This window comes from Stenotrophomonas sp. AB1(2024) (assembly GCF_037482345.1).
Lineage (GTDB): Bacteria > Pseudomonadota > Gammaproteobacteria > Xanthomonadales > Xanthomonadaceae > Stenotrophomonas.
Genome location: NZ_JBBHKO020000001.1, coordinates 2,737,858 through 2,753,060, shown reverse-complemented (window position 1 = coordinate 2,753,060; position 15,203 = coordinate 2,737,858). Strand labels below are relative to the sequence as shown.

Annotated in this window: 12 protein-coding genes; 5 read left to right on the top strand and 7 right to left on the bottom strand. The window is 66.6% G+C overall.

Features of this window, described 5'->3' with window-relative positions; translation table 11 throughout:
- Positions 1-3: 3 nt before the first annotated feature.
- Positions 4-1,134 (bottom strand): efflux RND transporter periplasmic adaptor subunit, encoded by a 1,131-nt coding sequence (locus WIX41_RS12475; protein WP_339447995.1) that lies wholly within the window; start codon positions 1,132-1,134, stop codon positions 4-6.
- A gap of 123 nt (positions 1,135-1,257) precedes the next feature.
- Between WIX41_RS12475 and WIX41_RS12470 the strand changes: the two genes are divergently transcribed.
- The 3 genes from WIX41_RS12470 to WIX41_RS12460 all read left to right on the top strand — a co-directional run bounded on the left by WIX41_RS12470 (position 1,258) and on the right by WIX41_RS12460 (position 4,094).
- Positions 1,258-1,929 (top strand): TetR/AcrR family transcriptional regulator, encoded by a 672-nt coding sequence (locus tag WIX41_RS12470; RefSeq protein ID WP_339447993.1) that lies wholly within the window; start codon positions 1,258-1,260, stop codon positions 1,927-1,929.
- A gap of 136 nt (positions 1,930-2,065) precedes the next feature.
- A complete protein-coding gene (locus WIX41_RS12465) occupies positions 2,066-2,713 on the top strand; it encodes a protein-L-isoaspartate O-methyltransferase family protein (RefSeq protein ID WP_339447991.1) in 648 nt (215 codons plus the stop codon).
- Positions 2,714-2,729: 16 nt separating this feature from the next.
- Complete coding sequence (locus WIX41_RS12460) at positions 2,730-4,094, top strand: TolC family outer membrane protein (RefSeq protein ID WP_339447989.1); 1,365 nt, start codon at positions 2,730-2,732, stop codon at positions 4,092-4,094.
- 188 nt (positions 4,095-4,282) lie between these two features.
- Here the strand turns inward: WIX41_RS12460 and waaA are convergent, their stop codons facing one another.
- Positions 4,283-5,581 (bottom strand): lipid IV(A) 3-deoxy-D-manno-octulosonic acid transferase, encoded by a 1,299-nt coding sequence (waaA, locus tag WIX41_RS12455; protein WP_339447987.1) that lies wholly within the window; start codon positions 5,579-5,581, stop codon positions 4,283-4,285.
- A gap of 97 nt (positions 5,582-5,678) precedes the next feature.
- Here waaA and WIX41_RS12450 point away from each other — a divergent pair, with 97 nt between their 5' ends.
- Positions 5,679-6,599 carry an LpxL/LpxP family Kdo(2)-lipid IV(A) lauroyl/palmitoleoyl acyltransferase gene (locus WIX41_RS12450; RefSeq protein ID WP_339447985.1) on the top strand — a complete coding sequence of 307 codons (921 nt, stop codon included), beginning with the start codon at positions 5,679-5,681 and terminating at the stop codon, positions 6,597-6,599.
- 149 nt (positions 6,600-6,748) lie between these two features.
- Here the strand turns inward: WIX41_RS12450 and WIX41_RS12445 are convergent, their stop codons facing one another.
- From WIX41_RS12445 to WIX41_RS12425, 5 genes are all read right to left on the bottom strand, one after another.
- Complete coding sequence (locus tag WIX41_RS12445; protein WP_339447983.1) at positions 6,749-7,183, bottom strand: REP-associated tyrosine transposase; 435 nt, start codon at positions 7,181-7,183, stop codon at positions 6,749-6,751.
- Positions 7,184-7,382: 199 nt separating this feature from the next.
- A protein-coding gene (locus WIX41_RS12440; RefSeq protein ID WP_409187384.1) for an IS3 family transposase occupies positions 7,383-8,731 on the bottom strand; the annotation gives its coding sequence in 2 pieces (ribosomal slippage) (positions 7,383-8,275 and positions 8,275-8,731; 1,350 coding nt in all).
- Positions 8,732-8,792: 61 nt separating this feature from the next.
- Positions 8,793-10,115 (bottom strand): O-antigen ligase family protein, encoded by a 1,323-nt coding sequence (locus tag WIX41_RS12435; protein WP_409187497.1) that lies wholly within the window; start codon positions 10,113-10,115, stop codon positions 8,793-8,795.
- The gene (locus WIX41_RS12430; protein WP_339447977.1) at positions 10,096-11,208 is read right to left on the bottom strand and encodes a glycosyltransferase; all 1,113 of its coding nucleotides are present in this window, start codon (positions 11,206-11,208) and stop codon (positions 10,096-10,098) included. The genes WIX41_RS12435 and WIX41_RS12430 overlap by 20 nt, the downstream gene beginning before the upstream one ends.
- A 16-nt stretch (positions 11,209-11,224) precedes the next feature.
- Positions 11,225-11,422: a zinc-finger domain-containing protein gene (locus tag WIX41_RS12425; protein ID WP_339447975.1), complete on the bottom strand. Its 198-nt coding sequence runs from the start codon at positions 11,420-11,422 to the stop codon at positions 11,225-11,227.
- 326 nt (positions 11,423-11,748) lie between these two features.
- On the opposite strand from WIX41_RS12425, the gene WIX41_RS12420 reads away from it, so the two are divergent.
- Entirely contained in the window at positions 11,749-15,090 is a 3,342-nt protein-coding gene (locus tag WIX41_RS12420; RefSeq protein WP_339447973.1) for a GH92 family glycosyl hydrolase, read from the top strand.
- The last annotated feature ends 113 nt before the right edge of the window (positions 15,091-15,203 follow it).

Here is a 15,203-nt window from a genome sequence, read left to right as displayed (position 1 = left end):
GGGTCAGTGCCCCTTGGCTGCGGCAGCGGGTGCGGCGGCAGGCTTCAGCACCGGGCGGTTCTGCCGGTCCACCGGCGTGACCGCCTGACCCTCGCGCAGCAGGTGCCCACCGGCGGCCACCACCCAGTCCTGCGCGGCCACGCCGGACAGCACCGGCACCGCGTCGGGGCCATACGCCCCCACCGTCACCGGCGTGGCCTTGATCGCGCCGTTGGAAGGATTGACCACCCACACGCTGGCCTTGCCATCGGCGCCACGCAGCACCGCGCCCAGCGGCAGCTGCAACGTGCCGGTGCGGCCAGCGGTGGCGAATACGCGCGCACTCTGGCCCAGTTCCACTTCAGCCGCCGCTTCCGGCGCCAGGCTGACCCGGGTGGCGTAGGTGCGCGCCTGTGCATCGGCGGCCGGCGCGATCTCGCGGATCGTTCCCGGCAGCATCTGGCCCGGCTTGTTCCACAGTTCCACCCGCACATCCTGGCCGACCTGGTAATCGCGGATGTTGCTTTCCGGCAGGGCGATCAGCACTTCGCGGCCACCGTCGGCGGCCAGGGTGAACACCGTCTGCCCGGCGCCCACCACCTGCCCGGCTTCGGCCTGGCGGCTGGCGATCACGCCGTCGGCCGGGGCGCGCAACTGCGCGTAACCCGTCTGGTTACGGGCCACCGCCAGGTTGGCGCGGGCGGCATTGGCCTGGCCCTGCGCGGCTTTGAAGGCAGCGGTCTGCGCATCCAGCGTGGACTGGCTGACCAGCTGCTGTTCGGCCAGCTTGGCGTAGCGCTTCTGGTCATCGCGGGCGCGCACCAGGTCGGCTTCGGCCGCGGCCAGCTGCGCCTGCGAGGCGCTTGCCTGCGAGGCGAAATCGGCCGCGTCCAGTTCGGCCAGCAGGTCGCCCCTGCGCACGCGCTGGCCGGCATCGACATGCCGCTTGACCAGGTTGCCCCCGACCCGGAACGACAGCGGGCTTTCCTCGCGGGCATGCACCTCGCCCGGGTAAGCCGCCACTTCCTGGCCGCTGACCGTGCCCGGCTGTACCACCAGCACCGGAATCGGTGCGGCCGGCTCGGCATCCTGTCTGCCACACGCCGCCAGCATCAACGCCAGCAGGCCACTGCCCATCCATCGCAAGTTGTTCATGAGGTCCTGGACCTTGAAGTACCGGGGGGGACCGCGTGGAAGCGACACTCTATTCCACGACGGCAAATAGTGAACCAGCCGGTATAGTATAAATATCGAACCGATTGGTCTAGTATTGTTTGCATGACCGTTTCGACCACTTCCGCCGTGCCGTCCAAGCCTGCCGCCAAGGCGGCTGGACCCGGCCGCCCGAAGGATCTGGGCAAGCGTGCGGCGATCCTGGATGCAGCCAAGGCATTGTTCGTCGACCAGGGGTATGGCGGCGTCAGCATGGACAGCATTGCGGCCCAGGCCGGGGTGTCGAAGCTGACCGTTTACAGCCATTTCGGCGATAAAGAGACGCTTTTCACCGAAGCTGTGAAGTCCACCTGTGTCGAGATGCTGCCCGACGCGCTGTTTGTCACCGACGCTGACGGTGCACTGCGCGAGCAGCTGCTGGGCATCGGCCGCGCGTTCTTCACCATGATCACCTCGCCGGCCGCCGTGGCGGTACAGCGGGTGATGATGGCCCCGGATACCGACGACCGGCTTCGCGAGATGTTCTGGGGGGCCGGCCCGCAGCGCACCAGCGATGCCCTGGCCGAGTTCCTGCGCGCCCGCACCGAACGTGGCGAACTGGAGATCACCGACTTCCAGACCGCTGCCCTGCAGTTTTTCACCCTCATCAAAGGCGAGCTGCATACGCATATGATGTGCGGGCTGCGAACGGCCCCGGCCGAGTGCGACGCCGACGCCCACGTGGAGGCCAGCGTGACCTTTTTCCTGAGGGCTTACGCCACCCGCCCCGGGCGTTGATGACAACATGAATGGACCGGAGGTCGCGGTGACTTCCGGCACTGCGACCCCGGCGCGACGGCAGCGATGCTCTCAACGCGCCGCCGGCTCCCGGCACCGGTAAAATGGCCGGCCCACTGCGCTGGATTAGAACCTCATGACGATCGATTACGCCCATGCCCGCGAACTGATGGTTGAACAGCAGATCCGTCCCTGGGACGTGCTGGACATCCGTGTGCTCGAGGTACTGGCACGTTTGCCGCGGGAGGCGTTTGTCGCCGAAACGAACCGCGCCCTTGCCTATGCCGACATTGAGCTGCCGCTGGGCAACGGCCAGAAGATGATGAAGCCGGTCATCGAAGGCCGCACCCTGCAGGCGCTGAACCTGCAGCCGGGCGATGAAGTGCTGGAAATCGGCACCGGCAGCGGCTTCCTCAGCGCGTGCATGGGCGAACTGGCCCGCGAAGTGCTGAGCCTGGAAATCGACCCGGCCCTGGCCGAGGCTGCGCGTGCGCGCCTGGATGCCGCAGCATTGGGCAACAATGTGCGCATTGAAGTGGCCGACGCACTGAGCTGGGACACCGAACGCCGCTTCGATGCCATCTGCGTCACCGCCGCGGTGGATACCATCCCGGCCCGTTTCACCCAGTGGCTGCGTCCCGGCGGCCGCCTGTTCGTGATCCGTGGCCATTCGCCGGTGATGGAAGCGGTGCTGGTCAACGCCGATGGCAGCATTGATTCGCTGTTTGAAACCGATATCGATTACCTGCGCGGTGCCGCTCCGGCACCCCAGTTCCAACTCTGAGTCCAAGGAAGCCGCAATGATCCGCCGATCCCTCGCTATTGCGCTGGCCGCCGCCCTGCTGCCCATGACCGCCTCTGCCGCCGACCTGCTGCAGGTCTACGAAATGGCGCGCAACGGCGATCCGCAGCTGTCTGCCGCAGAATCGACCCGCCTGTTCGACAAGGAAGGCGCCGTGCAGGCGCGTGCCGCGCTGCTGCCGCAGATCAACGGCGAGGCCTCGCTCACGCAGAACCGCACCACGCCGAACCATGACGTGAGTTCGACCTCGTTCACCACCAAGAACCGCAACTACGGCTTGAACGCGTCGCAGACGCTGTTCAACTGGACGCAGATCTCCAACCTGCGCTCGCAGCGCGAGCTGAGCAAGGCAGCGGATTTCACCCTGGATTCGGCCAACGACGACCTGATCGTGCGCAGCTCGGCGGCGTACTTCAACGTGCTGGTGGCCATCGAGTCGCTGTCGGCGGCGCAGACCAACGAAGCGGCGGCCAAGAAGCAGTTCGACTTCGCCGACAAGCGCCTGGAAGTGGGCCTGGCCCCGATCACCGACGTGCATGAAGCGCGCGCCCAGTACGACCAGGCCCGCGCCAACACCATCATCGCGCAGAACACCCTGGCCGACGCCTACCAGGCGCTGACCGAACTGACCGGCCAACCGGTTACCGACCTGCGCGCACTGCCGGCCGACTTCCGCCCGGAACTGCCACCCAAGTACGCCACCGTTGACCAGCTGGTCAACGAAGCGGTGGCGCAGAACCCGGCGCTGAAGGCGCAGGAGCTGAAGGTGAGCGCGGCCGAGTCAAGCGTGTCCGCCGCCCGTGGTGGCCACTACCCGACCCTGTCGCTGGGTGCCACCGCCGGCCGTTCGGCCAGCTGGGGTGACGTGGTGGGCAGCAGCTCCAACTTCAGCCCGGACCAGCGCAGCAACAGCATCGGCCTGACCCTGAACGTGCCGATCTTCTCCGGCGGCGCCACCCAGTCCGGCGTACGCCAGGCCCTGGCCCAGCGCGACATCGCCCAGGACGGTTACGAGCAGCAGAAGCGCGCCCTGGACCGCAACACCCGCAACGCCTACCAGACCCTGGTGGCCGGCATCAGCGAAGTCGAAGCGCGCCGCCTGGCCGTGGTGTCGGCCCAGAGCGCCTACGACGCTTCGCAGGTGGGCCTGGAAGTGGGTACCCGCACCGTGCTGGACGTGATCCAGAACCAGCGCATCCTGTTCGCGGCACAGCTCGAGTACGCCAACGCCCGTTACACCTTCCTGCAGAACCGCCTGCAGCTGGGCCAGGCGATCGGCACGCTGGACATCGCCGACCTGCAGGACATCAACCGCCTGCTGACCCAGCAGGCCGCCACGCCGAGCACCACGGTCAATAATTGATCGGGGTGTAACGCGGAAACGAAAAGGCCACCTGCAAGGGTGGCTTTTTCGTGGCAATTCTTCAACGACTGCGGGTCTACTGGACGTAGAGCCACGCCCTGCGTGGCTGCCTTTCCGTCAGGCACCGCGCAGCCACGCAGGGCGTGGCTCTACGCCGCTGGTCGGAATCGGCGTTGTGCGGCGGCCGTTCATTCCACCGGCGGCGGCAACTGCGGGGCGATCAATTCGACCGTGCGCTTGAGCGCACCTCGGCCATTGCTCACCAACGCACATCCTGCGCTGGCCATGTCTTCCCGCGCTTCCGGATCGCGCAGCAGGGTGAGCAGCGCATCGCCCACGCCGGTTACGTCGTCGGCGATCAGTACCGCGCCTGCTTCACGCATGCGCCGGGAGATCTCGGCGAAGTTGTGCAGATGCGGGCCGGTGACCGTGGCGGTGCCCATTGCCGCCGGTTCGAGCAGGTTGTGACCACCAATCGGCTGCAGGCTGCCGCCGACGAAGGCGACCTGCGCACAGCCGTAGAACGCCATCAGTTCGCCCAGCGTATCGATCACGAACACGTCGCTGTCGGCCTGCGGCCACTGCTGCTGGCGGCGGGTGCTGACCTTCCAGCCCTGCTCGCGCGCCAGCGCTTCAACGCGCGGGAAGCGTTCGGGATGGCGCGGCGCCCACAGCAGCAACAGGCCGGGAATCTCCTGGCGCAGGCGGCGGTGCAGGTCGATCGTGGCCTGCTCTTCGCCCTCGTGCGTGCTGGCGGCGATCCACACCGGGCGCGTGCCGGGCACGGCCGCATGGAAATTGGCGGTGAACTCGCGCACATTGGGCGTGGCGATATCGAACTTCAGGTTGCCCAGCGGCTGCACCTGCTCGGGCAGCGCACCGAGCTGGATGAAGCGTTCGGCGTCGTCGGCCGACTGCGCCGCCACGCAGGTGACGGTGCGCAGCGTGCGCCCAATCAACGGGCGCAGCAGGCGGTAACCGCGCAGCGAGCGGGCCGACAGCCGCGCGTTGAGGATGTACACCGGAATGCCACGATCGCGGCAGCCGAACAGCAGGTTCGGCCACAACTCGGTTTCCAGGATCAGCGCCAGGCTGGGTTTGAAATGGCCCAGGAAGCGACCCACGCTGCCCGGTACGTCATACGGCAGGTACACGTGGTCGACCGCATCGCCCCACAGCGCGCGCACCCGTTCCGAGCCGGTCGGGGTGATGGTGGTGATCACCCAGCGGATGTCCGGGCGCAGCTCGCGCAGCGCGTTGACCAGTGGCGCGGCCGCGTTCACCTCGCCCACCGACACCGCGTGCAGCCAGACCCGCGGCTGCGCGCTGGAATGAGGGTAGGAGGCGTAGCGCTCGTCCCAGCGCTGGAAGTATTCGCGCACCCGGAAACCGCGCCAGACCAGGTGGTACACGGTGATCGGCAACAACAGGTACAACACGGCCGAATACAGGCCGCGCAGGATCCATTCGACAGGGCTTTTACGCATGCGCAGAGGATACGGGAGCAGCCGCGGGAAAGACATGCAGGACGGTATCCCGGCGCTGCAGGCGCACCTTCGCGGACGCATGACTTAGAATCGGGGCATGTCAGACAACCCTTCCACCGCCCCCCGGCCGTCCCTGCGCAATCCCCGCCACTGGCCGACCTTCGCCTTCATTCTGGCCGCCTTCGTGGTCGCCCGCCTTCCCTGGGGTCTGCAGCGCGCGCTGGGCCGTGGCGTGGGCACCGTGGCCTACCGGCTGGCCGGCAGCCGCCGGCGCGCGGCCGAGGTGAACCTCAAACTGTGCTTCCCCGAGAAGGACGACGCCTGGCGCCAGCGCCTGCTGCGGGACAGTTTCGACGCGCTGGGCGTGGGCATCTTCGAATTCGCCCGGGCCTGGTGGGGCAGCATCGACAGCATCCGCCCGAAGGTGCAGGTCGAAGGCCTGGAGCACCTGCACCGGATGCAGGCCGAGGGCCGCGGCGTGCTGCTGGTGTCGGGCCACTTCATGACGCTCGAAATGTGCGGCCGGCTGCTGTGCGACCACGTCGACCTGTCGGGCATGTACCGCAAGCACCGCAACCCCGTGTACGAATGGGCGGTGAAGTTTGGTCGGCTGCGTTATGCCAAGGCGATGTATGCCAACGAGGACATCCGGGCCACGGTGCGGCACCTGAAGAAGGGCGGGTTCCTCTGGTATGCGCCGGACCAGGACATGCGTGGCAAGGACACGGTGTTCGTGCCGTTCTTCGGGCACACCGCCTCGACCATCACCGCTACCCACCAGCTGGCGCGGATGACGGGGTGCGCGGTGATTCCGTACTTCCATCGCCGCGAGGGTGGCAGGTACTTCCTGAAGATTGGCGCGCCGCTGGAGAATTTCCCCAGCGACGATGTGGAAGCCGATACCGCGCGGGTCAACCAGGCCATCGAAGCGATGGTGCGCGAAGCCCCGGACCAGTACCTGTGGATCCACCGCCGCTTCAAGCGCCAGCCCGGCGGCCGAAGCGATTTCTACAAGTAGAGCCACGCCCTGCGTGGCTGCGCGACATCGATTCTTGCCGTAGAGCCACGCCCTGCGTGGCTGCTCTTCGTCGGGCTCCGCGAAGCCACGCAGGGCGTGGCTCTACCCGTCGGGGATCTGGCTCCCGCGAAGCCACGCAGGGCGTGGCTCTACAGGTCCCAGCGGCACCAGGCGTAGGGGTATTCGCCGATGTTTTCGGCGAGACCGGCGCGCAGCGGATTGGCGATGATGTAACGCGCTGCATGTTCCAACGATTCGTCAGTGCGCACGGCGTGGTCGTAGTAGCCCAGCTGCCAGATCTTCCCAACACCAAGCTTGCGGCTGCTGTATGACTTGAACACGTTCATGCAGGTGGCGAGGGTGCCGCGCCGCAGTTCCATCAGCCAATGCACGTGATCGGGCATCACTACCCACGCCATGGAACGGCTGCGGCCGCAGCGTTCGACGTGGCGTAGTGCATCGATCACCACCTCTGCGTTGACAGGATCATCGAACAGGCGGCGTCGACCGTCCACGACGGTGGTGAGGATGTACACGTAGCCGGTTTCAGAGACGCGGCCTTGGCGGAGACGTGGGCTGGACATGCCGCCACGATGGGGATGTGTGGACAGGCGCGGTATCGCCGAATGACGCATCAACGCGTCAGGAACCGACAGGGCATATTGCCACGCCGTGGAGGCTGGCGATGACGGGACGTAGAGCCACGCCCTGCGTGGCTTCGCGATGCCGGAACGAAGAGCAGCCACGCAGGTGAACTGACCCCCAAATGTTGGACAGGTGGGGCTAGGGCACGGAAGCTTGGGTCCGGTACTGAACCGGACTCATGCCATTCAGGCCCAGCTTGATGCGTGTGTGATTGTAGTACCGGATATAGCCATCTAGTCCGCGCTTCAGCTCGTCCATGCTGGCGAAGCTTTTGAGGCGAAAGCATTCCTCCTTCAGCGTGCCGAAAAAGCTCTCCATCGCAGCGTTATCGAAGCAGTTGCCCTTGCGGGACATGCTTTGCGAGATGTTCCGGTCTGCCAGCAGACGCTGATAGGTAGGGTGTTGGTATTGCCAGCCCTGATCGGAGTGCAGCAGGGGTGCTTCCACAGGTTCCAGCTTTCGGAAGGCTTTTCCCAGCATGTTCTTGATCATTTCCAGCTTGGGACTTGTGCTGATCTGATAGGCCACAATTTCCGCATTGAATAGATCCATGATCGGCGATAGATAGAGCCTTTTGCCGCCTACGTTGAATTCAGTGACGTCAGTGACCCATTTCTGGTTGGGCTGCGATGCTTGGAAGTTGCGATCCAGATGGTTAGGCGCGACCGTGCCCACCGATCCGCGATAGGACCGATATTTCTTTACGCGCACGATGGATTTCAGGCCCATCAGCCTCATCAAGCGCTGCACTACCTTGCGGTTTATCTGTTTGCCTGTTGTCCGGAGCGCCTCAGCAATACGCCGATATCCATACCGACCTTCATGGCGGTGATAGATGGTTTTTATCTCGCGCTTGAGCTTCGCATTCCCATCAGGGCGCTCGGCGACTTGCACCTGGTAGTAGAACGTACTGCGCGAAAGAGTTGCCGCCTTGAGCAGAAGCGACAGCTGATGCTCATGCCTCAATCCTTGGACGGCTTGCGCTGTTGTGCGCGCTCGGTCGCCTGCTCTTCCCGGATCAAGGCATCGTATTTTTTTAGGAACGCGTTCTCCGCGCGCAGGTACTCCAGCTCCTTGAGCAATTCCTTTGGGGTCATGTCTTCAGGTCGCTTGGGAACGGCAGGCTTCTTTTTCATTCGGGGTTGATCTCGAACAGGGGCCAAGGCGCTCATACCCCCCAAATCATACTGAGCTCGCCACCTCTTGATCGCAGTTGCACTGCCTATCCCGAACTTGACCATCGCCTGCCTGACCGACAGGCCATCCCGTTCCATCCGCTTGAGAACAGAAACCTTGAATTTGGGGGAGTAGCGTCGTCCTCGAAGCCCCACGAAGCTTTCTTGGCCGTGCTGGCGATAGGTCTCAATCCAGCGATGGACCATGGTTCGGTCCAGGCCATATCGGCCAGCAAGTGCACTTGCCGGGAGGGTGCTTGCGGCGCCCTCCCGGGCGACCTTGAGCTTGAAACGTCCGTCGTATCGGATCATGAACAAATCCCAGAGGCTGGATGGGTGTCCAACTTCTGGGGGTCAGTTCAAGGGCGTGGCTCTACGGTTCGTCGCTGGCCAGCAGGCTGCCTGCGTACAGCGCGGCCAGCAGCAGGGTCAGGCCGCCCCAGAAGGTGGAATAGAACGCCAGGTGGGTGTTGAGGGGGAAAATGGTGACCGCCAGCGCCAGCATCGCCGGGCGGGCGCGTTCGCGCGCGGGCAGCGGGGCGAAACGCCAGGCGCGCCACGCCTGCGCTGCGGCGGCCAGCCACAGCAGCAGGCCCAGCACGCCGGTTTCAGCCAGGATTTCCAGCAGGATCTGGTGCGCGTGCAACGCCGGGCCTGCGCCCCACACTTCCTGCTCCTCCGGGCGCGGATTGCACTCCGGGTACGCATCGCGGAAACCGCGCGCGCCCACGCCGTTGATCGGGTGCCGCTCGATCATGCAGCCAGCAGCCGCCCAGATCTGCGCACGGCCTGACAACGCCTGGTTCACGCCATCGCTTTCGCCTTCCCAGGCCATCGCGGTACGTTCCAGGCGCTCACGCACCTGGTGCGAGCCGACGCCCAGCGCCACCGCCACGGCCAGGCCGACGGCCACGCAGGCCAACAATCCGCGCACGCCGAGCAGGCGCCAACCGGAAAACACCAGCACCAGCGCGTAGGTCAGCCACGCCGCACGCGAACCTGCCAACACCAGCACCACGCCAACGGCGGCCGCCACCAGCATCCAGCCCCAGCGGCCAAACCGCGCGGCGGCGGCAAACAGCAGGAACGGCGACAGACTGGCCAGTACCTGGCCGAATTTCAGATTGCACGGCCCGAGTACGCCGCTCAGGCGGTCGGCGGCAGCCATCTCGTCAGGCGCACACAATCCATGCCCGCTGATCGCCCACTTCAACTGGTCCATCGACCAGAACAGCGGGCTGGTGCCGAAGGCGGCCTGCGCCAACGCATCCAGCGTCCACGCACCGGTGATGACCGCAATGCCCCTCAGGGTCAACGCGCGGCGCTCCGGCGTGGCCACCGCGATCGCCACCAGCCACATGAAGGGCAGATAGCGCAGGCCGGCGGCGGTCTTGCGCCAGGCGGTACCCGGATCGATCGCATCGAAGGTGGAAAACGCCTGCGGCAGCCAATAGCCCAGGAACAGGATGCTGGTCAGTGCCCACGCCGGGCTGCTGAGCATGCGCTGCTTGCCCTGCAGGCGCAGTTGCACCATGCGTGCGGCCGCGTACAGCGCGCCCAGCCCCAGTGCGGTTTCGGCAATGCCCGGCAACGGCAGCAGCGCCACGAAGGCGATCACCCACCACGGTGCCCAGCGGCCCGCACGGAAGCCCGGCGAACCTGGCGCCTTGACCGGCTCAGCCAGCGAGGGAGGTATAGAGCTGGAGCGTGTCACGTTGCATCGCCTGCAGGGTGAACGGAATACGCGAGGGCAGCGAAGGCGGCTGCGCCAGCAGTTGCAGCGCACGCACCTGCAATGCCCCGGCGTCGCCCAAGGGTACCGCGCCAGATGGCTGCAGGTGTTGCAGCAGTTCGCCGACGCCGCCCTGGTTCCAGCCCAGTACAGGTCGGCCGACCGACAACGCTTCGACCACGGTACGGCCGAAGGCCTCGGGCTTGTCAGACAGCTGCAGCACCAGATCACTGGCCGCATAGGCCTCGGCGATGCGCGAGGTGGGGGGCGTCATCAGCACCGCCTCGGCGATGCCCAGGCTGCGCGCCTGCGCTTCCAGCTCAGCCACATAGCGCTCACGCCCCGGCTCGCGGGTGCCCGGCATCCACAGCAGCGCCGGCACACCGGCTGAGTGCAATCCGGCCAGCAGCCCCAGCGCGTGATGATGCCCCTTGAGCCGGGTGCCACGCCCAGGCAACAGCAGCAGCGGTGCCTCGCCGGCCAGCGCGGGATACTGCGCGGCCACCGCCAGGCGCGGCCGCCGGTCCTGTCGGCCCACGTGCGGGAACTGCGCGGTATCCACGCCACGTGGAATCACCTGCAGGCGCTCTGCTGGCACGCTCGGGTACTGCTTGAGCACAAAGTCACGCACGCAGTTGGACACGCAGATCACCCGTTCGCCACTGGTCATCACCGCGCTGTAGCGGCTGGGCGAATTCAACCCATGCACGGTGGTGACCCAATGCGGGCGCGTGGCCGCCGGCAGGTTGCGCACGGCATAAAAACCGAGCCAGGCCGGCAGCCGCGAACGCGCATGCACGATGTCCGCGCCGGTTTCTGCCAACAGGTTGCGCAGCGTACGCACGTGGCGCAGCGTCCATAGCGACTTGCGGCCGATATCCAGGGTGAGGTGTTCGGCGCCACTGGCCAGCAGCGGCTCGACCAGCCGGCCGCCGGCCGATACCACGATGGCGCGGTGCCCGGCCGCGACCAGCGCGGCGGCAATTTCCAGCGTCGAGCGCTCAACCCCGCCGGAGTGCAGCGCCGGCAGCAGCTGCACCACGGTCAGTCGGCGCACGTTCGGTTCCGCCTGCTCAGTCGGCCAGCACGAAGACCGAACCGCAGTACGGGCACTGCGCCTCGCAGTTGGTCTCATCTGCGATCGGCAGGTACACGCGCGGGTGCGAGTTCCACAGCGCCATTTCCGGCGTCGGGCAGCTCAGCGGCAGGTCGCTGCGGTGCACGGTGTAACGCTTTTCGGCATTGGCAGGCGCGGTGACGGTATGGCTCATGGCGGGGGCACGGAAAGGGATTGCGAGGGGCTCGATTCTAACACCCGGGGCGCCGGGCGCGGCGCGGCCGGTTCCGTGCAGCACGTCACGGGGAAAACGCCGATATGCGATTTTTACGGGTTTAGATCGAACTAATTTCACTTGCCAGACCCGCTCCGGGTGTTGCAGGATCAGGATCGTTTCGATCAAACACCCGATCGCATGGCCCGTCCCCCGCCGGACCCGCATCGCTTCGACTGCCCCCGTGGGCGGCCGGCGTGATGCTGTCTGCCGAGGTCGCCGATGCGGGCTTCGCCTGCTGCCTGTCCCACCCGGGAGATCCCTGCATGACCCTGCCGCACCCCCGCCCTGTCCGCCGCGCCCTGCTTCCGCTGGCCCTCGCCCTGGTCTGCGCGCCGGTGGCCCTGCCCGCCTTCGCGCAGGGCCTGCAGACGTCCTTCGAACCGGGCGAACCGACCCCGCAGGCCAGCCAGGGCGGCGTGCAGGTGAAGATCGGCAAAGGCCCGCAGGCGCCCTATGCGGCCAAGCCCGGGGTCGGCTACAGCGGGCTGCGCGCCCTGCATTACGCCAGCGCTGGCGGCACCGCCACCACCAGGCTGTTCACCACCGATGTGACCATCGAGGCCGACACCACCCTGTCCTGGCTGGTGCTGCCGGAGATCGTCGGCGACGACACGGTGGCCTCCACCTATGTTTCGCTGGACCTGGTGCTGGACGATGGCAGCCGCGTCTCGGCCAGCACCGCACGCGACCTGCATGGCATCGCGCTTGGCGCCAGGGCGCAGGGCGACTCCAAGACCCTCTACCCGCAGCAGTGGGCGCACAAGTCGGTGCGACTGGGCGATGTGGAAGCACTGCGCGGCCGCCGCGTGGTGGCCATCGAACTGGCCCTGGCCAGCGCCGCCAACGCGCCGGTCTCCGGCTGGATCGATGACGTGCGTCTGGACAGCCAGCCGCGCAACGCCCCGTCCCGCCCCTCCGACTGGGTGCTGACCACCCGCGGCACGCAGGCCAATGGCACCTTCTCGCGCGGCAACAACTTCCCCGCCACCGCCATGCCGCACGGCTTCAACTTCTGGACCCCGGTGACCGACGCCGGCGCGCTGAACTGGCTGTACCGCTGGAACGAACAGAACAACGCGGCCAACCGCCCGCAATTGCAGGCGCTGGCGCTGAGCCATCAGCCCAGCCCGTGGATGGGCGACCGCCAGACCTTCCAGGTGATGCCCTCGGCCAGCCGGGGCGTGCCGGAGGCGGATCGCACCAAACGTGCGCTTTCGTTCTCGCGCGACAACGAAAGCGCGCGCCCGTACCGCTATGCGGTGCGCTTCGACAACGGCATCGCCGCGGCCATCGCACCAACCGACCACGCCGCGCTGTTCCAGTTCGATTTCCCCAAGGACGGCGATGCCAACCTGCTGTTCGACAACGTGGACGCGCGCGGTGGGCTGACCCTGGATGCGGCCACGCAGACGCTGTCGGGCTACACCGATACGCGCAGCGGCCTGTCCAACGGCGCCACCCGCATGTACGTGGTGGCCAGCTTCGACAGGCCGTGGCGCAGCAGCGGCCGCATCGCCAGCGGCCGGCCCACCGGCTACATCAAGTTCGACCCGGGCAGTGACCGCCGCGTGACCATGCGCATCGCCACCTCGCTGATCTCCATCGACCAGGCCCGCCACAACCTGGCGCTGGAACTGGCCACCGACGACACCCTCGCCACCGTTGCTGCCCGCGCGCAGGATGCATGGGACCAGCGCCTGGCCCGCTTCGATATCGGGCAGGCCAGCGACGACCAGAAGACCACGCTGTATTCCAGCCTGTATCGCCTGTACCTGTATCCAAATTCCGGCTACGAGAATGCCGGTACCGCCGCTGTCCCGGACTGGCGTTACGCCAGCCAGGCCAGCGCCGCCGAGGACAATACCGATGGCAGCGCGGTGCGCAGCTTCGCGCCGATCCGCGACGGCAAGGTGTACGTCAACAACGGCTTCTGGGACACCTTCCGCACCACCTGGCCAGCATATGCACTGTTCACCCCGGACGATGCCGGCGCGCTGGTGCAGGGTTTCCTGGAGCAGTACCGCGCCGGGGGCTGGGTGGCACGCTGGTCCTCGCCGGGCTATGCCGACCTGATGGTGGGCACCAGTTCGGACGTGGCCTTCGCCGATGCCTACCTGAAGGGCATCAAGGGCTTCGATCCGGATGAGGCGTACCAAGCCGCATTGAAGAACGCCACGGTGGTGCCACCGGACCGCCATGTCGGCCGCAAGGGCATGGACAAATCGACCTTCCGTGGCTACGCCAGTGCCGACGTGCATGAAGGCATGTCGTGGACGATGGAAGGTGCGCTCAACGATTTCGGCATCGCCAACATGGCCACGGCGCTGGCAAAAACCGCCGACAGCCCGGCCGCGCGCGAGCGCTACACCACCGAAGCGGCGTATTTCCGTGCCCGTGCCGGCACCTACGCCACCGTGTTCGATCCTGCCGCCGGTTTCTTCCAGGGCCGCAAGGACGATGGCAGTTGGCGCGTGGACGCGAAGGACTACGACGCGCGCGTGTGGGGCCACGATTACACCGAATCCAATGGCTGGACGTTCGCCTTCACCGCCGCGCATGACGGCGAAGGCCTGGCTGGCCTGTACGGTGGCCGCGAAAAGCTGGCCGAAAAGCTGGACACGTTCTTCAGCACGCCGGAAACCGCCGACCCGACGTTCTCCGGTTCCTACGGCGGCACCATCCACGAAATGACCGAAGCGCGCGATGTGCGCATGGGCATGTACGCGCACAGCAACCAGCCCTCGCACCACATTCCGTGGATGTACCTGTACGCCGGGCAGCCGTGGAAGACCCAGCAGCACGTGCGCGAGATCCTGTCGCGGCTGTACGTGGGCAGCGAGATCGGCCAGGGCTATCCGGGCGATGAAGACAACGGCGAGACCTCGGCGTGGTACGTGCTGGCCTCGCTGGGCCTGTACCCGCTGCGGATGGGCTCGCCGGAATACGCGATCGGCTCGCCGGCCTTCAAGCATGCCAAGGTGGAACTGCAGGGTGGCGCGGTGCTGACCGTGAACGCACCGGAGAACTCGGACCGCAACATCTACGTGCAGTCGTTGAAGATCAACGGCCAGCCGTGGACGAAGACGTGGGTGCCGCACGAGGTGATCGCCAAGGGCGCGACGCTGGACTTCGAGATGGGCCCGACGCCATCGACCTGGGGCACCGGGCCGGAGGATGCGCCGCGTTCGTTGACCGCGCGTGGGGAGCGGCCGGCAATCCTGCACGACCTGTTGGGTAGCGGCGCGCGTGCGCAGCTGGATGATGGGCGGGTGCTGGCGGCGCTGACCGATGATGATGCAGGGACGGTGGTGCCGTTCGGTGGCAAGGGCAGCATCGTGTTCACTGGCGTGACCGATGGAACGCCGGTGATGTACACGCTGACCAGTGGCAATGCGCCGATCCGTGGCGGCACGTGGACGCTGGAAGCGCGCAAGGCCGGTGGCAGCTGGGTTGCGTTGGACCAGCGCAGTGGCGAGACCTTCGAGTGGCAGCAGCAGACCCGCCCGTTCCGGATTGCCAAGCCGGGCCGTTATGCCGAGTACCGGTTGCGGATCGAGGGGCCGGGGCGGATGCAGCTGGCCGAGGTGGAGCTGCTGGCGCAGTAACCTCACCCGATGACGTAGAGCCACGCCCTGCGTGGCTGCTCTTCGGCCGGGCCCGCGCAAGCCACGCAGGGCGTGGCTCTACCCGGTGGGGGATACCGCCCCACCGGGTGTTC